Source organism: Weissella muntiaci (assembly GCF_008107635.1).
Classification (GTDB): Bacteria; Bacillota; Bacilli; order Lactobacillales; family Lactobacillaceae; genus Weissella; species Weissella muntiaci.
In genome coordinates this window covers 38854-58594 of record NZ_SDGZ01000014.1, presented here as the reverse complement: position 1 = coordinate 58594, position 19741 = coordinate 38854, and the positions used below count along the sequence as shown (strand labels likewise).

Here is a 19741-nt window from a genome sequence, read left to right as displayed (position 1 = left end):
ACAATAGGGATTATATCATAAAAATAAAGACGTTAAGGGGAAAAAATCCGATGAACCGGACAAATGATGATTTCTATCAAGCAATCAATGCAGAGTGGGCAGATAGCGCTGTTATTCCAGAAGATAAGCCACGAACAGGTGGATTTTCGGACTTAGCGGATGAAATTGAAGCATTAATGTTAAAGACAACCGCGGGTTGGCGAGATGGGACGATCACGAACGACGACCCATATATTGCTAATTTTATTAAGTTACATCAATTGACAAGTGATTATGCGGAACGTGATCGTTTGGGTGTAGCACCGGTATTGCCTTTGGTCGAACGTTATCAAAATTACCAAAGTTTTGCAGATTTTGCGAAAGATTTAATTGAACTTGAACAGGCAGGATTACCAAATGCGTTACCACTTGGAATTGCACCTGATTTCAAGGATGCACGGGTAAATGTTTTGTGGGCGGATGCTCTGGGCACAATTCTGCCGGATACGACCTACTATGGAACGGATGAGGGACGTGACTTGCTTGCCAAGTGGCGACAGACTCAAGCAGAGATCCTGGCTTACTATGATTTATCTACAATAGAAATTGACGATCTTTTGGATAAAGCATTGGCCTTTGATGCGCGGATTGCAAAAGTAGTCTTGAGCAATGAAGAGGGCGCTGAGTATGCAAAATTGTATCATCCTTATAAATGGAATGAATTTACGACCTTAGCACCAAACTTGCCATGGCAAGAACTGGTAACAAAGCTATTACCAAATGAGCCGGATATGATTGTTGTTCCTGAAGAACGTTTCTGGCAGGCAGCGGATCAATTCTATTCGGAGGAGGCTTGGCCACTCTTGAAGGCGTATTTGCTTGTTGCTGTTATGACTGGCTATACAGGGGTTTTGTCAAATGAATTACGCGTTCTTGGCGGGGCCTTTGGACGCATCCTGAGTGGCACTCCAGCTGCGGTTAGTGCTGAAAAAGCGGCCTATTATTTGGCGGCGGGGCCATATAATCAGGCACTTGGTCTGTGGTATGCTGGTCAATACTTCTCACCTGCGGCGAAGAAAGATGTGGAGCAAAAGGTTGCGACAATGATCGATGTGTACAAGCAACGCTTGGAGAACGCCGACTGGTTGGCCGGTACCACACGTTCCAAAGCCCTTGTGAAGCTGGATGCAATTGTACCGCATATTGGCTATCCAACGAAGGTGCCAGATCGCTATGCGAATAAGATTATTGATGAGCGTTTAGGCCTCTTTGAAAATTTGAATAAACTTCGCCGGTTAGAAATCGCTTATAGTTGGTCTCAATGGCATCAACCGGTGGATCGTAATGAGTGGCATATGGCGGCGCACACGGTGAATGCGTACTATGATCCACAGCAGAATCAAATTGTATTCCCAGCAGCGATCCTACAAGCACCATTTTATAGCTTAGAACAATCGTCATCAGCGAATTATGGTGGTATTGGTGCCGTAATTGCACATGAGATTTCGCATGCATTTGATACCAATGGGGCTTCTTTTGATGAAAATGGTTCGTTAAACAACTGGTGGACGGCAGAGGATTATGCAGCTTTCAAGGAACGTACGCAGGCGGTTGTTGATCAGTTTGATGGCCAAATCTCCTATGGTGCTCGCGTGAATGGTAAATTGACGGTTTCTGAGAACGTGGCCGACCTAGGTGGTTTAGCAGCAGCGTTGGCGGCTGCTAAACGTGAAGATGATTTTTCGGCTGTTGAATTCTTTGAAAGTTGGGCAACGATTTGGCGAATGAAGGCTCGCCCAGAATTTATGCAACTATTGGCAAAGTCTGATGTACACGGTCCGGCTGAGTTACGAGTAAATGTTCAAGTTAAAAATTTCGATGATTTTATTAATGCATTCAACATTCAAGAAGGTGACGGAATGTGGCTTGATGCAGCTGAGCGTGTTCAAATTTGGTAAATCAATCACGAAAATAGTTAAGATATTGCAGAAATGCAATATCTTTTTTTGTTTTTTGTGATTTAAATCACTCTTATGAAAACGGATACATTGTTATTATATTGGCATTCAGGATGGTTTTGGATGTCTTAAATGAACGTGTTGACAGATGATTGTGAAATGTTATACTAGTTATGTTAATAAATGAGCAAACAAAAAATGATTTACAGATCGAAGGAGAAAATTTCATGGCAGAAGCTACTGCACCTAAGAAAAAGGTTTTGACTGAAGAAGAAAAGGCGGCCCGTTTTGAGGCAGCTAAGGAAATGACTTCTTCACTAGTTGATAAGGCTGAAGTTGCGTTAAAAGAATTTTCAACATATACACAGGCCCAAGTAGATAAAATTGTTGCAGCGATGGCCTTAGCTGGTTCAGAGAATTCACTATTGTTGGCCCATGAAGCCCATGATGAAACTGGACGTGGAGTTGTCGAAGATAAAGATACAAAGAATCGTTTTGCTTCTGAGTCTGTTTATAACTCAATCAAGAATGATAAGACGGTTGGCGTAATTGCTGAAGACCGTGTAACTGGAAAAGTTGAATTGGCCGCACCACTTGGTATTTTGGCTGGTATCGTGCCAACGACTAACCCAACCTCAACTGCAATTTTTAAGTCAATGTTGACAGCAAAGACGCGTAACGTAATTGTCTTCGCCTTCCATCCACAAGCACAAAAATCTTCATCACATGCTGCTAAGATTGTCTATGATGCAGCTGTAGCAGCTGGTGCACCAAAGAACTTTATTCAATGGATCGATACACCATCGCTTGATGGAACGTCATCATTGATTCAAAATCCAAAGATTGCTTCAATCCTCGCAACTGGTGGACCAGCCATGGTTAACGCCGCTTTGCGTTCTGGAAACCCTTCAATGGGTGTTGGTGCCGGAAATGGTGCAATCTATATTGATAAGACGGCTAACATTGACCGTGCGGTAGAAGATTTGCTTCTTTCAAAGCGCTTTGACAATGGAATGATCTGTGCAACTGAAAATTCGGTTGTGATTGATGCATCAATTTATGATGAAGTAATGACTAAGTTGCAAGCACAAGGTGCTTACTTAACTCCTAAGAATGACTTCACTAAGATTGCAAACTTTGTGTTCAAGCCAAATGCTGAAGGCTTCGGGGTCGCTGGACCAGTTGCCGGAATGTCTGGACAATGGATTGCTGAACAAGCTGGTGTTAAGATGCCTGCTGATAAGGATGTTTTGTTGTTCGAGTTGGACAAAAAGAACATTGGTGAGGCTTTGTCTTCAGAAAAGTTGAGTCCTTTGTTGTCAGTTTATAAAGCAACCTCACGTAAGGAAGCAATTGAGATTGTGCAAGCTTTGTTGAACTATCAAGGTGCAGGTCATAATGCCGCAATCCAAATTGGTGCGCAAGATGATCCGTTTGTAAAGGAATATGCTGATGCGATTGGTGCATCACGTATTTTGGTTAACCAACCAGACTCAATTGGTGGTGTTGGTGATATCTATACTGATGCGTTGCGTCCATCATTGACGCTTGGAACAGGTTCATGGGGGAAGAATTCATTGTCACACAATTTGTCTACTTACGACTTGTTGAATGTTAAGACAGTCGCCCGTCGTCGTAACCGCCCACAATGGGTTCGTTTGCCAAAGGATATTTACTACGAAGCAAACTCAATCACTTATCTACAAGAGTTACCAAACATCGATCGAGCATTTATTGTTGCTGATCCTGGAATGGTGAAGTTTGGATTTGTTGATAAGATCTTGGATCAATTCCAACTTCGGACTGAACGTGTCAAGACTTCGATCTATGGTTCAGTTAAGCCAGACCCAACATTGAATCAAGCAATTGAGATTGCTCGTCAAATGTCAGAATTTGAGCCTGATACTGTGCTTTTGATTGGTGGAGGTTCTGCCTTAGATGCTGGAAAGATTGCTCGCTTCTTATATGAGTATTCAGCACAACCTGAAAACGAAGGGATTTTGCAAGATGATGTTGCCTTGAAGGATTTGTTCCAAGAATTGGCGCAAAAGTTTATGGATATTCGTAAGCGAATCGTTAAGTTTGATCAACCACGTTTGACACAAATGGTTGCTATTCCAACAACATCAGGTACCGGTTCAGAAGTAACTCCATTTGCGGTTATTACAGACGATGAAACTCATGTGAAGTATCCATTGGCAGACTATGAATTGACACCACAAGTTGCAATCATTGACCCTGAATTTGTAATGACGGTGCCAAAGCGGACAGTTGCTTTCTCTGGTTTGGATGCCTTGTCACACGCCTTGGAATCTTATGTATCTGTTATGGCCTCAGAATTTACTCGTCCATGGGCTTTGCAAGCCATCAAGTTGATTTTTGATAACTTGGAAGCTTCATACAAATATGATCCTGCTAACCCAACCAAGGAAGGTCAAGAAGCACGTTCAAAGATGCACTATGCTTCAACTTTGGCTGGTATGTCATTTGCAAATGCCTTTTTGGGAATTAATCATTCTTTGGCACACAAAATCGGTGGAGAATTTGGCTTGCCACACGGTCTTGCAATTACGATTGCAATGCCACACGTCATCAAGTTCAACGCAGTTACTGGTAATGTTAAGCGGACGCCATTCCCTCGTTACGAGACATATACTGCACAAAAAGACTATGCTGACATCGCACGTCACCTTGGATTGCAAGGAAAGAATGATGCGGCCTTGGTTGATGCCTTGTTGAAGAAGATCAAGAGCTTAGCAGAGGCCTTGGATGTTGATGCTACGCTATCAGGTAATGGTGTAACTAAGGAAGCCTTGGCAAATTCAGTCGACAAGTTGACTGATCTTGTCTATGACGACCAATGCACGCCTGGTAATCCACGCCAACCTCGCTTGGAGGAAATCAAGCAACTTTTGAATGATTTGTTCTAACTCATTCAATTTTCAAAATATCATTGAAAAAGCCATCGCTTGCGGTGGCTTTTTCTTTATGAATTTTGATACAATGATATTAATAACAAAATAAATGGAGGACACTATGGCGACTTACGCGGATCCACATTTGAAACTTTTTTCTCTAAGTAGTAACTTACCTTTGGCGGAGAAGATTGCGGCTTCAATTGGCGTTGAACTTTCAAAAATAAACATTGCGCGTTTTGCTGATGGGGAAATTCAGATTAACATCGAAGAGTCGGTCCGAGGCGATAATGTGTACATTATTCAGCCGACTTCAGCACCTGTAAATGACAATCTGATGGAACTGATGATTATGATTGATGCGTTGCGCCGTGCTAGTGCCGCTACGATTAATGTGGTTATGCCTTATTATGGGTACGCACGTCAAGACCGTAAGGCACGTTCGCGGGAACCAATAACGGCTAAATTAGTTGCCAATATGCTAGAGCGGGCGGGTGTCACTCGTGTACTGGTATTAGACATGCACGCCGCGCAAATTCAAGGTTTCTTTGATATCCCGGTTGATCATATGTTGGGAGCGCCGCTGCTGGCAGATTATCTGCTGACAAATGGTATCGCTGATGAAAATACAGTGATTGTTTCACCCGATCACGGTGGTGTAACGAGAGCACGGGCTTTGGCAGAGTTGTTGGGTTCACAAGAACCGATTGCGATTATTGACAAACGCCGGCCAAAGGCCAATGTTGCACAAATTATGAACATCATTGGTAATGTTGAAGGCAAGCGAGCAATCATGATTGACGACATGATTGATACTGGTGGAACAATCAGCAAGGGTGCTCAGAAGCTTAAAGATGAGGGTGCGGCTGAGGTATATGTAGTTGCAACTCACGCAGTCTTTTCGGGACAAGCAAAAGATATTTTACAAGATTCTGTTTTTGAACAAGTGATTGTAACTGATTCAATTAATTTGCCAGATGAGAAGAAGTTCCCTAAGTTGATTCAGGTTACAACGGCGGATCTAATTGCCGAAGCAATTAAGCGAATTAATGAGAATAAAGCTGTGTCAACGTTGTTCAAAACGCGTTTCCACAGGCCAAAGTAATGTAAAGCTATTTTAGAGAGTGTGAGAGATATGATTGAACTAAGTAAAGACGTTATCTTAAATTGGGTTAAAGAATTGAACTTGGACACATGGGGTCCAACTGAGGTTCAATGGAATGATGAGTTCCATCGTGTTCATATTATTGTTGGCGAAGGTATGAAACAATCTAGCCGCGAGTATATTGAAGGCGTTGTCGCAAAGAATATTGAAACAAAAGTTATTGCGGCGGATGAAGCAGAAGAGTTTTTGAAGCACTTATATGTGACGGATTACGCTCAAGAAGACTAAGTAAAAGAGGGGCCTCGTTGTGATTGATAACGGGGCTTTTTCTCTGTCGACGCCAATAATAATTGCTTGCTAATTGGCGGTTAAGCGTGTAAAATTATGTTTTGTGAGTAATACTGAGTTTTGGCTCGGTGGCACTTCTTGCCGGGAATTCCCGGCCATAGACCAAAAGGAGGAAAATACAATGGAGCCTACACAATACGAACTAACGTACATCATTCGCCCTGACATGGATGCCGATGCTAAGAAAGCATTGGTTGAGCGTTTCGACGCTATCTTGGCGGACAACGGTGCAACGGTGGCAGAGTCTAAAGACTGGTCATCACGTCGTTTTGCTTATGAAATTGCTGGTTACCGCGAAGGTATGTACCACGTGGTAAACTTTACAGCAACTGACGACGCCGCTATTAACGAATTTGATCGTTTGGCAAAGATCTCATCAGATATCTTGCGTCACATGATCGTTAAGCGCGATTTTGCATCAGCTGAGTAATTTTAAGTCATTTAATTAATAGTTTTTATCATTAGAAAGGAGTTCCTCAATGCTTAATCGAGTTGTACTTACTGGTCGTTTGACACGTGATGTTGAGTTGCGTTATACACAATCAGGAGCAGCTGTTGCTTCGTTCACACTTGCAGTTGACCGTTCATATACGAACGCCAACGGTGAGCGTGAAGCCGATTTTATTAATGCCGTTATCTGGCGGAAACCAGCTGAAAACTTTGCTAATTTCTTTAGTAAAGGTTCATTAGTTGGAATTGAGGGTCGACTTCAGACGCGCTCTTACGACGATCAAAGTGGTCAGCGCCGATACATCACGGAAGTAGTTGTAGACAACTTTACCTTCCTAGAGAGTCGCGCTGATCGTGAAGCTCGTCGTGGTAGCCAAGGTTCAAGTAATAACTTTGCCGGTAACAATAACGGTGGATTCAATGCTCAAGCTGATAGCAATCCATTTGGTGCACCTGCATCAAACAATGGGAATGTTTTCGGCAATGGTTCGAGTCAACCAGCCGCGCCAAGTAATAACGATCCGTTTGGAAGTGGTCAAGAAGTTGATATTTCCGATGATGATTTGCCATTCTAATTAAACAACTTTAAGTCGAAAACTAAATCTATCAGGAGGAATATATCATGGCACAACAACGTCGTGGTGGCGGCCCTCGCCGTCGTCGTAAGGTTGACTTTATCGCAGCCAACCACATCGAATACGTGGATTACAAGGACACTGAATTGTTGGAGCGTTTTATCTCAGAACGCGGTAAGATTTTGCCTCGTCGTGTGACGGGTACATCTGCTAAGAACCAACGTAAGATTACGACTGCTATCAAGCGCTCTCGTATCATGGGACTTTTGCCTTTCGTTGCAGAAGACTAATTCTAGAGTTCTTTTTAAAGAAAAAGCTGGACTATCAAGTCCGGCTTTTTTTGTGGAATTATATATAGAATGCTATATGCGGAGTTAATGGGTTTTCTCAGCAAAGTTGGATCGAGAAAATACTTGCCAATAGGTGCTGGGAGTGGTATATTACTATTTGTTGTTAAAGACAGTGTACGGGCAGTTAGCTCAGTTGGTAGAGCAACGGACTCTTAATCCGTGGGTCCAGGGTTCGAGCCCCTGACTGCCCATCAAAAGAAAAAGCATTTACAAGTATAACTCTTGTAGGTGCTTTTATTTTTCGTTAAAGCCATTGTAAAGTATTGAAGTTTATGATATATTATTATCTGTTGTTAAAAGATAACGTATGGGCAGTTAGCTCAGTTGGTAGAGCAACGGACTCTTAATCCGTGGGTCCAGGGTTCGAGCCCCTGACTGCCCATCAAAGAAAAGCATTTACAGAAATTATCTGTGAATGCTTTTTGTTTTAAAAAGATATTGTATTAGCTAGTTGAATATGATATTATATTATCTGTTGTTAAAAGACAATGTATGGGCAGTTAGCTCAGTTGGTAGAGCAACGGACTCTTAATCCGTGGGTCCAGGGTTCGAGCCCCTGACTGCCCATCAAAAGAAAAAAGCATTTGCAGGGTTATCCTGTAAATGCTTTTTTCTTTAAAAAAATATTGTATTGATTAGCTGCATGTGGTATTATATTATCTGTTGTTGAAAGACAATGCATGGGCAGTTAGCTCAGTTGGTAGAGCAACGGACTCTTAATCCGTGGGTCCAGGGTTCGAGCCCCTGACTGCCCATCATAAAAAGCACTTGGTTAATACCAAGTGCTTTTTTACTATTGTGGGGTTGTTTGGACGCTCAAGAACGAATGGATGTTATTTAACAAAGTTGCTTGTATTTGTTGATTGTTAATGTATCATTGAACTAGTAGGAAATGAATCCATGATATAATTAAGTTTATTAACTTATTTTTACGAGAGGATAGGAACCATGAGTAAAATTCTCGTTGTTGATGATGAAAAACCGATTTCGGACATCATCAAATTTAATCTAACAAAAGAAGGGTATGATGTCGTCGTCGCAATGGACGGCCGTGCCGCATTACAATTATTTGAAGAAGAAGAACCAGATTTGATCCTATTGGATCAGATGTTACCAGAGGTTGAGGGAACCGAGGTCTTACGTCAAATTCGTGCAACTTCGCAAGTGCCAGTAATTATGGTGACAGCCAAGGATTCCGAAATTGATAAAGTCTTAGGTTTGGAAATGGGAGCGGATGATTACGTGACCAAGCCTTTCTCTAATCGTGAACTATTAGCCCGGATTAAGGCTAATTTGCGACGCCAGACCGCTACGACGAACACTCAAGCAGTTGTTGATGATAGTAGTGACATTAAGGTTGGGTCACTTGTGATTCACCCCGATGCGTATATCGTCTCGAAGGACGGTGAGGACATTGAGTTAACACACCGTGAATTTGAACTATTACATCATTTAGCAAAGCACATTGGGCAAGTAATGACGCGTGATGATTTGCTACAAACGGTTTGGGGTTATGATTATTTCGGCGACGTACGGACGGTTGATGTGACGGTTCGACGAATTCGTGAAAAGATCGAGGAAACACCCAGTCATCCATTGATTTTGATGACTCGACGTGGTGTAGGCTACTATTTGAAGCCAGCAGAAGATTAGTATATATAATGATACGGCCCAGGGGCTGGGGACAGATGCTTCTGTTCTCAGCCTTTTTGATTTTAGAAAGTAAAATATGAAGAAATTTAGTTTAAAAAGAATCCTAACATCAATTCATTTTAAAATTGCGGTGGTCTTTGTCTTGACACTGTTGGCGACACTAGAGTTAGTGGGAGCCTTTTTTGTTAAGCAATTGGAGCAACAAAATTTGGCGAGTTTTCGTGATCAAATTGCACTACCGGCATATGTTAGTGATTCCCTGACGCAAACATTGTCAGGCGGGGGGGACAATAGCCAGGTGAATAGTACGATTCACACGACGTTGTCAAATCTGAATAATAACAGTATCTCGAGCGCCGAGGTTATTGATATTAATGGAATTATTCGTGGAACGACGGATATTAATACACAAAATACGGTTGGTCAAAAGATTACAGACCAAAACGTTAAGGCGGCTTTAGCGGGTAAGAAATATGCCAAAGATCCAATTGAGAGCAATAATAATGTCCGTTATCAGGTTGTTGTGAAGCCGTTGGTGACGGAAATTAATGGTGCTAATAAAACAGTTGGAGTTGTGGTCGTTCATGCGAGTCTCGAGACGATTTACGATAATCTTGACAATATTTCACGAATTTATTTAGTTGCCTCATTGCTAGCCGTTATTTTGGGCGCCGTGATGGCGGTTGTGATTTCACGTGCTTTAACTAAACCAATTGCGGAGATTAAAGATCGGACGGTTAAAATTGCGCAAGGTGATTATTCCGGTGAAATTAAGATTCAAAGTCGGGATGAAATTGGTCAACTTGCAGAAAATGTAAACACGTTGGCGGACCGGATTGAGGAAACGACTAATTCGAGTGAATTTGAACGACGACGGCTTGATTCTGTTTTGGAACATATGACAGATGGAGTTATTGCGACTGATCGACGTGGACGAATCAATTTAATTAATTCATCTGCTTTGCAAATGACGGGACAAGGAGATGTTGAGGCGGCTCAAGGTAAGTCGATTTTGGACGTTTTGAATATTCGTGGTGAATATAGTTTACGCGAATTGCTGGATGGACATGAAGAATTGATGCTTGATTTCAGTCAAGGGCATAACCAATTAATCTTAATGGCTTACTTTAGTTTGATTCAACGTGCATCCGGGTTTATTTCTGGTTTGGTAATTGTTTTACATGATATTACCGAACAGCAGCAAATTGAACAGGAACGGCGTGATTTTGTGTCGAATGTGTCGCATGAACTAAGAACCCCGTTAACTTCGGTGAAATCGTATGTGGATGCTCTGCAAGATGGTGCGATTAATGATCCTGAAATTGCTTCGAATTTCTTGAAAGTAGCACAGGATGAAACTGAACGAATGATTCATATGATTAACGACCTGCTTGATCTATCGCGTATGGATTCGGGAACAATGCGTTTGGATGCCGAGTTTGTGAATATGACCGAATTGATAAACTATATTTTGGATCGCTTTGATATGATTATTGCGAATGATGATCAGCCGCAAAAACGTTATACAATCAAGCGAGACATCGTGGCGACGCCCGCGTGGGTTGAAATTGATCCCTCTAAGTTTACTCAGGTGATTGATAACATCATGAATAACGCCATCAAATATTCGCCAGATGGTGGATTAATTCGAGTTAAAATGCGCTTGGTCGGTCAAGAATTGGTCTTGAGCATCAGTGATCAAGGCCTTGGAATTCCTAAGAAAGATCTGGCACATATTTTCGATCGCTTCTTCCGAGTTGATAAGGCGCGTTCAAGGGCGCAAGGTGGTACAGGCTTAGGTTTGGCGATTTCACGAGAAATTGTACGACGTTCAGGTGGACGAATTTGGGTTCAATCATCTGAAGGGCAAGGATCAACGTTCTTTGTTGCCTTCCCATTCACAATGTTTGACGATGAGGATGAGTGGGATGATTAGACAATTACTTGGGAATATATGGCGCAGAACTAAGCAACTGGGATTATACGTGTTGCTGGGATTTGCAATTATGGTGTCATTGTTGTTCTCGCTTGCTCTATGGCAGTCGCCGCAACGTTCGCTGGATTCTAAGACGACAAATTCGCAACAAGAGGTTGTTAGCATGCACTCATATGCAGAAGTGTACGATTTTTCGGGCCTAGTTGTAAATGAGTCATCATCAGCAATGGCGATAATTGATTTTCGACCATCAACGGATAACCTTGTTAGTAAGGTTTCTGCTTATAAGGTTAAGGCATCTAAGCAGAAAACTTTGTCAGCAAGTGATTATTTAGCAGCGTTAAGTGCTGATCAGACAGTGGTAATGCAATTTCCGGATCAGGTTGCTGGAAAAGTTGTTCAGCGGATCTTGGGCGATCAGTATGATTTGCCAAGTAAAGCGACGATTAATTATATCCAGTTGAATGCGCAGTCTCAGACGGTTACATTTTATTCAGATGCTAATCACCATTATTATCGGTATCCAGTTCAGAATAAGCAGCTCCAGTTGCCAAATCTGCTGAGTAAAAAGCATGTGGTGGCTGTTAAGTGGTCTGAGGCCGATCAACAAGTGAAATTATTATATGAAGAAGCGATCAATCTGCAAAAATATCGTTATTTGGTTACAAATACTGATTTGCAATCGTTTGCGAACGTACTGTTTACTGAGAGTAAGCAGGTTAATACGACTCAGGATGATAATAATAATTTAGTTTATGCTGATGGTGAGAATAAGCGTTTGACGATTAATCAAACTAGCAAAACCGGTGTCTTCGATGTATTTAATAGTAAAAAGAAGCTCCCGAATGTTAGCGGAGTGATGGAAGACGGTTATGATATGCTTGGGAATATTCAGCAGACCTCTGATAGTATTAATTACTTTGCAAGCGAGAATAACGGTGATACTCTGATATATCGTCTTGATGTGAATGGACTACCGATTTTTAATTTGGATAAATTGGGTTTGGTGAAATTTCAAATGATTAGCGCCGGTCATCAACAGGTTGATTTCTCTGGGACGACGCTACAAGTGCCTTTGCCAGTTAATGACGATGATACAGTGACATTGCCAAGTACTGCCGATGCCGAAACTTGGGCGAGTCAAGTTGGGATAAACCCCGATAAGATTGAAGATTTGCGGATTGGGTACTATTGGCAAACGGATACTGGAGATACGGTTACTTTGCAGCCAGAGTGGTTTTATAAATATGATGGCGAGTGGCAATCGTTAGGTACGAATCCTGCTACACGGACAGGGGGTTCTTAATGGATTTTCGAAAGATTTTATTTATTTTTCTTGGAATGTTTATTACCCTAGATATTTTTCTGGTGTACGCATGGAATCAAACTCAGCAGGCAGTGACAGCGCCTGCATCCGCACTTGATATTGTGAATGAGATGCAAAATGATGGTATTACAGTGCCACTTTTGGCGTCTGATAAACACACGGGGAGCTATGTTTCGGCTCAGGCTGATAATTCTGTATTGTTAGATGACCGAACAAGTTTGGATAGTTCCTGGACGGTACGGGTTAATAACGGCCTTTTGCGAGCTAATTTGGATCAACTGATTAAATTAGGGAATTCAAAGACTAAGCAGATTGCGAGTTTGGAGAAACTTGCCAAACGTAAGTCGATGGTTATCAAGGGCGATGAATACGATTATGATAGCGTTGCGACCCGTCAGGCTGGAAAACAAGCGAATGGTAATAAGGTGATTGTCTTCTCTCAAAAAGTATTTGACGGTAAGCTCTTTAACTCTGATTTGAGTGAGATTCGATTTAGTATTAATGATCAGGGCGAACTGGTAAGCTATACACAGAGATATTTAGCAAAGAAAACGCAACTTCGTGATCCGAGTGAATTGACCACTGAAATTAAGGCAGTGACAGTCGTTTATCAGTATAATGAGATTGCGAATAACCAGAAAATTCTGGATACCAATTTGGTATATAGTGAGTTGACACAAGTTGACGGGGATATTATCTATGTTCCTAGTTGGCAGATTAGTGTTCAAGATACAAGTGGAAAAGTCAGAGAGCAGTACGTAAATGCGCTGAATGGTACACTGCTAAAATAAGAACTTTTTGGGCATAATTTATCCCAAATATGAGTGTTATGATGTAGTTGGTATAGGAACAAGTGGTCTTGAGAAGTTTAATGTAAAGAGTGAGAAAAAATGACAAGCGATTTTAATGTTTCAATGTTGGCGTCAGGAAGTGCGGGAAACGTAACTTATATCGAGACGCCAAATCATAAAGTGCTCGTTGATGCGGGTTTATCAGGTAAAAAGATTGAAGGATTAATGGCGCAAATTGGTCGTTCGCTGACAGATGTTGATTCTTTGTTTGTAACACACGAGCATAGTGACCATATTGCAGGGGTTGGCGTTTTAGCTCGTAAGTATGGTATGGATATTTATGCTAATGAAAAGACTTGGGATGCCATGGATGGTAAGATCGGCAAGATTAAACCTGAGCAAATGCAGTTATTTGCGCCTGGACAGACCAAACTGATGGATGATCTGGATGTAGAGAGTTTCACAGTCTCACATGATGCAGCTGACCCGCAGTTTTATGCTTTTCATCATGACAATAAAACATTTGCGATGCTTACTGATACAGGATATGCCTCGGATAAAATTAAAGGCTTGATCCGTGACGCAGATGTTTTATTGATGGAAGCAAATCATGATTATGAGATGTTGCGAATGGGCAGCTATGCATGGTCATTGAAACAACGAATTCTTGGTGATCAGGGGCATCTGTCAAATGAAGATGGTGCGCTGGCTTTGGCAAATGTGCTAGGCAATCACACGAAGCATGTGTATCTGGGACATTTAAGTCAGGAAAACAACCAAAAGAATTTAGCGCATTTGACGGTTGCCTCAATTTTAGCTGAACATGATTTGGCTGTTGATCATGATTTCTTTTTGCATGACACTGACCCGTTGAAAGCGACCGCGATTCAATCGATTTAAGGTGGCTGGAGCACTTTGTTTCAAAGAATTGTTCTTGATATACCAAATTATCATTGATTAAAAAGGTGAATAAAATGACAGAAAACAAGCGCAAAGATCTTAAAATTGTTACGATTGCAGTTGTTGCTGGTTTAGTCGGTGGTGGTGTAACCCTCGGCGGAACCTATTTGTTAAATGAGTATACCAACGTCGGTACGCTGATCGCTGGTACTGGTGAAAAGGTCAGTGTGAATCAGTCGAATGTTGAGGGGAAATCACAGGCAACTCAGGCATTTAATAAGGTGTCTGGTGCGGTTGTCTCGGTTATAAACCAACAGGCGGCGACTAACTCATCGATTCTTGGGCAGAGCCAGAGTGCAAGTAGTTCGACGGGTGGTTTAACGACCGCCTCAGAAGGATCGGGTGTTATTTACAAGAAGAATAATGGTAAGGCCTACATTGTAACTAATAACCACGTTGTGGCAGGTGCAAGTGCCTTGCAAGTATTGTTATCGGACGGTACTAAGCTGACGGCTAGTTTAGTTGGGAAAGATGCTTATACAGATTTGGCAGTATTATCAGTTGATGCAGATAAGGTTTCGACATTGGCATCGTTTGTTAACTCGGATGATATTCAGCCTGGTGAAAGTGTGTTAGCAATCGGCTCACCGCTGGGGACAGAATACGCAACATCGGTTACTGAAGGGATTATCTCGGCAACTCAGCGAACGGTTAAAGCTACTGACGAACAAGGTAATTCCTTAGGGAATGAAACGGTTATTCAAACCGATGCGGCAATCAATCCTGGTAATTCTGGTGGTCCTTTAGTTAATTTGGCAGGTCAAGTTGTTGGTATTAATTCTAAGAAGCTGGCATCATCGCAAGACGGAACTTCTGTTGAGGGGATGGGTTTTGCGATCCCGGCAAACACGGTTGTTAAGATCATTAATGAGCTTGAGAAGAGCGGTTCAATAACTCGACCTGGTTTGGGAATTAGTATGTTGGATTTGTCATCAGTGTCAGCAGCGGATCAAAAGAACATTTTAAAGCTGTCGTCTGATGTAACTAGTGGTGTGGTGGTTATGGATGTAACGAGTGATTCACCGGCAGGAAGTGCTGGTTTGAAGCAGTACGATGTGATTACGAAGTTTGGCGATAAGACGGTCGGCAGTGCAGCTGACTTACGGACGGAGTTATTCTCACATAAGGTTGGTGATACGGTTGAGGTGACTTATTATCGTGATGGTAAGTCGCAAAAAACGACGCTAAAATTAACGAAGACGTCAGATCAAGCAAGTAATAGCGAGAATTAAAATAATAAAAAATATATATAATTATATTTTGTAAACAAAGTGAAACATTATGTTTACATTTTTGTTACAGATGTTCGGTATATTAATAGATGTCCACTAATCCTAGTGGATTTCATTACTCCCCAAAGTACATGAAATGTTATTTAGTTCCCCAAATTAAATAACACCCCATTGCTGGTTGCGTTAGTAGCCAGTGATAGCCCACCATTGCGTTCCCCCTCTTGCGTGGTGGGCTTTTGTGTCTAATCGATTAGCAAATATCCTAAAAATAAGACAAAAATATATAATTAATCAAAAAAGAACCTGATGACGTTTGCTGAGCATTTTGTCATTGGGTTCTTTTGAATGTAAATTGATCTTGAAAGATCAATTTGGCTAGCAAAGAGATCTTTGATGCCTATTCAGAGAATTTAACTCTGATTTCATAGCTGCCTAATGGTGCATCTTGAGCGGATAAAATATAATCAACCTCGATTTCACCGGTTAAAGGCGTGGGCTCAAAGGTCGATCGGATTCGCTCAGTATGAACGCCAAGTAAAATTGTGCCTGCTGGGGTGGCATACCGAGTGTTGAAATGACCTTGTGGTGCAAAGTGCATCCGCACTTCGTTATCGTTATGGCGGGTCAGGTGAATTTCGCCATCATCGGATAATTTAAAGGTTACAGGCGTCGCTAGACCGTCCTGATCATGTTCGATATAACGTAAATAGAGCGTTTGTCCCATTTTGATGAGTGTGCCGGTCTCAGTGAAATTAAAGACCTCACTTTGTTCAGCCTGAGTTATTTTGGTACTGATACGAACTTGTACTGGTGTACCAGGCATTGGATTAGCCATTGCTGAGCCCCCTTTTTTGTTTGCCGCTTTCTTTTCATTATAGCGCAGAATGCGTGTCAATCAGGTACGTTTGATGGAATTAGCTTACTACGGTATGAGATGGGCCTCGTTTAATGGATAGATAAAATATGTTAAACTTACGGTTAGACTATATATGTTCACAACACTAACTAATTCTTTCTTGATTAGTGTAGCTGTGTTTAGACAGTTTAAGAAGATAATGGAGATACGCCATGTCAGATCAAAAACTTAAAAATGAAAAGATTTTCCGTGATCCAGTTCATGACGTAATTAGGGTTCAGGACCAAGTGATTCTTGATCTAATTGATACGAGTGAATTTCAGAGATTAAGGCGAATTAAACAATTGGGTATCACAGCCGAAGTATTTCATGGCGCCGAGCATTCACGTTTTGCCCATTCGCTAGGGGTTTATGAAATTGCGCGCCAATTTGCAGAACATCTGGAGCGTTACTATGCGACAGTCGAAGTTGGTGACGGCCGTTGGGATCCAAAGGAACGTTTGTTGCTATTAGTGGCAGCATTACTGCATGATCTTGGTCACGGGCCTTATTCACATACGTTTGAGCATATTTTTGGTACAGATCATGAAGCTTACACCCAGGCAATTATTCTCTCTGAAACTACTGAAATTAATCAGGTGCTCAGAAATGTATCAGCTGATTTTCCAGAGAAAGTAGCGGCCGTCATTGGCAAGACTTATCCGAACAAGCAAGTAGTTCAGTTGATTTCAAGTCAAATCGACGCGGATCGCATGGACTATCTATTGCGCGATGCATATTATTCAGGGGCAACATACGGCCGCTTTGATTTGTCACGCTTGATTCAGATGATGCGCCCAACGAAGAACGGAATTGCTTTTGATCACCGTTCAATGAATGCGGTTGAAGATTATGTCATTTCGCGTTATCAAATGTATGTCCAAGTCTATTTTCATCCTGTTTCACGTGCTTTGGAGGTGTTGCTTTCGGCCTTGCTGGCACGGGTGCAGTACCTGTATGAATTGAGTCAGCATGATTCAATGCGTTCGATTGACTTCATTCCAGTGGCGCTACGTCCATTATTTGCTGGCGACCGCGATGTAAGTTATTATTTGAAATTAGATGATGCAGTGTTTATTGCAGCAATCAATACTTGGCGCTTTGCAGAAGATTCAATTCTGGCTGATCTAGCAGTACGCTTCTTGGATCGGCACCAGCTGAAATCAATTGTACTTAACGAAACAGTTGGGGATCTGTTGCCAAAGTTACGTGAAATTATTGCAATGGCTGGCTTTAGCCCGGAGTATTACACTGCCGAAAATGATAGTTTTGATTTATCATATGATATTTATCGACCAAATACGAAGAAACCGCAGACCCAAATTGAGTTGGTAAAGGCGGATGGCAGCCAAATTGAACTATCCGATGCCAGTCCGTTAGTTCGATCAATGTCTGGTCGGTATTACGGTGATGCACGCTTTTTCTTCCCACGTGAAATGCTGGAGGAACAGGCGATTGATGATGTGATGGCGCCTATTTATGCTGATTTTCAGCGTTTTGTGCATAATGATGAACTTATTCGACCAATAGAAGATTAGAGGTTAAAAATGGCAATAAAGTTAGTAACAATTGATATCGATGATACTTTGATTAATTCAGCACGCCAGATCACGCCACGGGTCAAAGCGGCGGTTCAGTCAGCTAAGCAGGCGGGTGTTAAGGTTGTTTTGGCGACTGGTCGTCCATTGCTGGGTGTGGTGGACTACTTGAATGAGTTGGGCTTGAACGATCAAGATGATCAGTTCGTCATTAACTATAATGGTGGTATGGTACAAACGACTAGTGGGATTTCGCTTGGTGGGGCACAATTGGATCTAGCAGCGTATCAAGAATTACGTCAACTGGCTGATGAGCTAGGAGCTTACATGCAAGTTGAAGGGAAGGACGCGGCATATACAACTAATACGATCATCCCGCATGAAGCTAGTGGTGAGAATTATCTGGTTAAGATGCCATTAAAGATCACGCCGATGGCCGAAATGACCGCTGATATGGACTATGTAAAAATGATGATGATTGCCGGTGCTGAGGATGTCCAAAGATTTGAAGCAGCGCTACCTAAAGCGATTCGTGACAAGTATTACGTAGTTAAATCGACACCAAACTTTTTGGAATTCATGAATGCCCAGGCAACTAAGGGTGCAGGATTGAAGATTTTGGCTCAACATCTTGGGGTGGATATGCACGAAACGATGGCCTTGGGCGATCAAGAAAACGATCTGACAATGATTGAAGCAGCTGGTCTTGGTGTGGCGATGGGAAATGCGGTTGATAAGCTAAAGGCGGCTGCAAACGCACAAACGCTGAGTCAAAATGAAGACGGTGTTGCGTTGGCTTTGGAGAAGTGGGCTTTGGGAAAAACAGTCCCAGAGTTAGATTAGTTCCTTGTCTAACAACACCAAATGAGATAAAATATAGTATTGAGTAAAAGACCGCGAAAGGACGTGCGTGATTTGGCATTAACACAGTTTGACGGCCAAGATAAGGCTGAGCTTTCAATGATTGAAGTGGCTCGTGCAATTTTGAATGAGGGTCATGAAGCAATGGCGTTCAGTGATTTATTGAATGAGGTACAGACATTTACCAGCAAGACAGACGAAGAGATTCGTGCGCGCTTGGGACAATTCTATACCGATTTGAATATCGACGGTTCATTCATCTCTTTGGGTGAAAACATGTGGGGACTTCGTTCATGGTATCCATTTGATTCTATTGATGAAGCCGTTCACTTGGATCTTGAAGAAGAAGATGGCGCACCAAAGAAGAAGCGACGCAAGAAGATTAACGCCTTCTTAGCAGACGTTGCAGATGATGACGACGTTATTGATTATAACGACGATGATCCAGAAGATGACGATTTCGCTGACGTTGAGGAAGAGGAGACGGCTGCAACTACTGATGCAGACGACGATGATGCTGACGATGACGACAGTGATGATGATAAAGACTACTCTGATGAAGTATCATCAGGTATTGGTGAAGATATCGGTGGTATCGCGACCAATGTTGATGACGATTATGGTAGTGGTGATATCGAGCGTTAAGCTTGATCATGCATCTGTAAAATGCTCTCGTTTATCGAGAGTATTTTTTTGTTTGTAAAACTAGTCAAGCACCGTAATCTATGTTAACCTATACAACAGATTAAAAAAGGTAGGTATCGTCCATTGAAGAACTAAGCCCTAAATGCGTGTTATTAGGATAGATAGACTTTAGAAGTCTATTTAGATTGCATTCATGGCTTAGTGAACGAAGGGCGTCCTGTGT

17 protein-coding genes and 4 tRNA genes are annotated in these 19741 nt (G+C 42.0%); 20 read left to right on the top strand and 1 reads right to left on the bottom strand.

Annotated features, from left to right (window positions below; all coding sequences use genetic code 11):
- Window positions 1-50: 50 nt before the first annotated feature.
- The 17 genes from ESZ50_RS05385 (at window position 51) to ESZ50_RS05305 (ending at window position 15579) form a co-directional block, all read left to right on the top strand.
- Window positions 51-1937: a M13-type metalloendopeptidase gene (locus ESZ50_RS05385; RefSeq protein ID WP_148622568.1), complete on the top strand. Its 1887-nt coding sequence runs from the start codon at window positions 51-53 to the stop codon at window positions 1935-1937.
- Window positions 1938-2164: 227 nt separating this feature from the next.
- A complete protein-coding gene (gene adhE / locus ESZ50_RS05380) occupies window positions 2165-4867 on the top strand; it encodes a bifunctional acetaldehyde-CoA/alcohol dehydrogenase (protein ID WP_148622567.1) in 2703 nt (900 codons plus the stop codon).
- Window positions 4868-4973: 106 nt separating this feature from the next.
- Window positions 4974-5957, top strand: a complete 984-nt coding sequence (locus ESZ50_RS05375; protein WP_148622566.1) for a ribose-phosphate diphosphokinase — start codon at window positions 4974-4976, stop codon at window positions 5955-5957.
- 30 nt (window positions 5958-5987) lie between these two features.
- Entirely contained in the window at window positions 5988-6245 is a 258-nt protein-coding gene (locus ESZ50_RS05370) for a hypothetical protein (RefSeq protein WP_148622565.1), read from the top strand.
- A 181-nt stretch (window positions 6246-6426) separates the two neighbouring features.
- Window positions 6427-6735 (top strand): 30S ribosomal protein S6, encoded by a 309-nt coding sequence (gene rpsF / locus ESZ50_RS05365; protein WP_148622564.1) that lies wholly within the window; start codon window positions 6427-6429, stop codon window positions 6733-6735.
- A gap of 49 nt (window positions 6736-6784) precedes the next feature.
- Window positions 6785-7330: a single-stranded DNA-binding protein gene (gene ssb / locus ESZ50_RS05360; protein ID WP_148622563.1), complete on the top strand. Its 546-nt coding sequence runs from the start codon at window positions 6785-6787 to the stop codon at window positions 7328-7330.
- A 47-nt stretch (window positions 7331-7377) separates the two neighbouring features.
- Window positions 7378-7620 carry a 30S ribosomal protein S18 gene (gene rpsR, locus ESZ50_RS05355; protein ID WP_148622562.1) on the top strand — a complete coding sequence of 81 codons (243 nt, stop codon included), beginning with the start codon at window positions 7378-7380 and terminating at the stop codon, window positions 7618-7620.
- Window positions 7621-7798: 178 nt separating this feature from the next.
- Window positions 7799-7871 (top strand) — tRNA-Lys (locus ESZ50_RS05350).
- A 118-nt stretch (window positions 7872-7989) separates the two neighbouring features.
- Window positions 7990-8062, top strand: a tRNA-Lys gene (locus ESZ50_RS05345).
- 112 nt (window positions 8063-8174) lie between these two features.
- Window positions 8175-8247, top strand: a tRNA-Lys gene (locus ESZ50_RS05340).
- A gap of 115 nt (window positions 8248-8362) precedes the next feature.
- Window positions 8363-8435 (top strand) — tRNA-Lys (locus ESZ50_RS05335).
- 193 nt (window positions 8436-8628) lie between these two features.
- Window positions 8629-9333, top strand: a complete 705-nt coding sequence (gene yycF, locus ESZ50_RS05330; protein ID WP_148622561.1) for a response regulator YycF — start codon at window positions 8629-8631, stop codon at window positions 9331-9333.
- 76 nt (window positions 9334-9409) lie between these two features.
- The gene (gene walK / locus ESZ50_RS05325) at window positions 9410-11269 is read left to right on the top strand and encodes a cell wall metabolism sensor histidine kinase WalK (RefSeq protein WP_148622560.1); all 1860 of its coding nucleotides are present in this window, start codon (window positions 9410-9412) and stop codon (window positions 11267-11269) included.
- Complete coding sequence (gene yycH / locus ESZ50_RS05320; protein WP_187387560.1) at window positions 11262-12575, top strand: two-component system activity regulator YycH; 1314 nt, start codon at window positions 11262-11264, stop codon at window positions 12573-12575. Before walK ends, yycH begins: the two co-directional genes overlap by 8 nt.
- Window positions 12575-13387, top strand: a complete 813-nt coding sequence (locus ESZ50_RS05315; protein WP_148622558.1) for a two-component system regulatory protein YycI — start codon at window positions 12575-12577, stop codon at window positions 13385-13387. The genes yycH and ESZ50_RS05315 overlap by 1 nt, the downstream gene beginning before the upstream one ends.
- Window positions 13388-13486: 99 nt before the next feature.
- Window positions 13487-14287 carry an MBL fold metallo-hydrolase gene (locus ESZ50_RS05310; RefSeq protein ID WP_148622557.1) on the top strand — a complete coding sequence of 267 codons (801 nt, stop codon included), beginning with the start codon at window positions 13487-13489 and terminating at the stop codon, window positions 14285-14287.
- 74 nt (window positions 14288-14361) lie between these two features.
- Window positions 14362-15579 carry a S1C family serine protease gene (locus ESZ50_RS05305; RefSeq protein WP_148622556.1) on the top strand — a complete coding sequence of 406 codons (1218 nt, stop codon included), beginning with the start codon at window positions 14362-14364 and terminating at the stop codon, window positions 15577-15579.
- 397 nt (window positions 15580-15976) lie between these two features.
- Here ESZ50_RS05305 and ESZ50_RS05300 read toward each other — a convergent pair whose 3' ends face one another.
- The gene (locus tag ESZ50_RS05300; RefSeq protein ID WP_148622555.1) at window positions 15977-16414 is read right to left on the bottom strand and encodes a YwiB family protein; all 438 of its coding nucleotides are present in this window, start codon (window positions 16412-16414) and stop codon (window positions 15977-15979) included.
- 233 nt (window positions 16415-16647) lie between these two features.
- On the opposite strand from ESZ50_RS05300, the gene ESZ50_RS05295 reads away from it, so the two are divergent.
- The 3 genes from ESZ50_RS05295 (at window position 16648) to rpoE (ending at window position 19518) form a co-directional block, all read left to right on the top strand.
- Window positions 16648-18012, top strand: coding sequence for an HD domain-containing protein (locus ESZ50_RS05295; RefSeq protein WP_148622554.1), 1365 nt, complete (start codon window positions 16648-16650; stop codon window positions 18010-18012).
- Window positions 18013-18021: 9 nt separating this feature from the next.
- Window positions 18022-18855, top strand: coding sequence for a Cof-type HAD-IIB family hydrolase (locus tag ESZ50_RS05290; protein WP_148622553.1), 834 nt, complete (start codon window positions 18022-18024; stop codon window positions 18853-18855).
- Window positions 18856-18927: 72 nt separating this feature from the next.
- The gene (rpoE, locus tag ESZ50_RS05285; protein WP_148622707.1) at window positions 18928-19518 is read left to right on the top strand and encodes a DNA-directed RNA polymerase subunit delta; all 591 of its coding nucleotides are present in this window, start codon (window positions 18928-18930) and stop codon (window positions 19516-19518) included.
- Window positions 19519-19741 lie beyond the last annotated feature (223 nt).

Coding starts and splice junctions, on each gene's coding strand:
- ESZ50_RS05295 (WP_148622554.1), top strand. CDS start 16,648: ATGTCAGATCAAAAACTTAAAAATGAAAAGATTTTCCGTGATCCAGTT.
- ESZ50_RS05310 (WP_148622557.1), top strand. CDS start 13,487: ATGACAAGCGATTTTAATGTTTCAATGTTGGCGTCAGGAAGTGCGGGA.
- ESZ50_RS05385 (WP_148622568.1), top strand. CDS start 51: ATGAACCGGACAAATGATGATTTCTATCAAGCAATCAATGCAGAGTGG.
- ESZ50_RS05290 (WP_148622553.1), top strand. CDS start 18,022: ATGGCAATAAAGTTAGTAACAATTGATATCGATGATACTTTGATTAAT.
- ESZ50_RS05315 (WP_148622558.1), top strand. CDS start 12,575: ATGGATTTTCGAAAGATTTTATTTATTTTTCTTGGAATGTTTATTACC.
- yycH (WP_187387560.1), top strand. CDS start 11,262: ATGATTAGACAATTACTTGGGAATATATGGCGCAGAACTAAGCAACTG.
- ESZ50_RS05305 (WP_148622556.1), top strand. CDS start 14,362: ATGACAGAAAACAAGCGCAAAGATCTTAAAATTGTTACGATTGCAGTT.
- yycF (WP_148622561.1), top strand. CDS start 8,629: ATGAGTAAAATTCTCGTTGTTGATGATGAAAAACCGATTTCGGACATC.
- rpsF (WP_148622564.1), top strand. CDS start 6,427: ATGGAGCCTACACAATACGAACTAACGTACATCATTCGCCCTGACATG.
- rpsR (WP_148622562.1), top strand. CDS start 7,378: ATGGCACAACAACGTCGTGGTGGCGGCCCTCGCCGTCGTCGTAAGGTT.
- adhE (WP_148622567.1), top strand. CDS start 2,165: ATGGCAGAAGCTACTGCACCTAAGAAAAAGGTTTTGACTGAAGAAGAA.
- ESZ50_RS05375 (WP_148622566.1), top strand. CDS start 4,974: ATGGCGACTTACGCGGATCCACATTTGAAACTTTTTTCTCTAAGTAGT.
- ESZ50_RS05370 (WP_148622565.1), top strand. CDS start 5,988: ATGATTGAACTAAGTAAAGACGTTATCTTAAATTGGGTTAAAGAATTG.
- ssb (WP_148622563.1), top strand. CDS start 6,785: ATGCTTAATCGAGTTGTACTTACTGGTCGTTTGACACGTGATGTTGAG.
- ESZ50_RS05300 (WP_148622555.1), bottom strand. CDS start 16,414: ATGGCTAATCCAATGCCTGGTACACCAGTACAAGTTCGTATCAGTACC.
- walK (WP_148622560.1), top strand. CDS start 9,410: ATGAAGAAATTTAGTTTAAAAAGAATCCTAACATCAATTCATTTTAAA.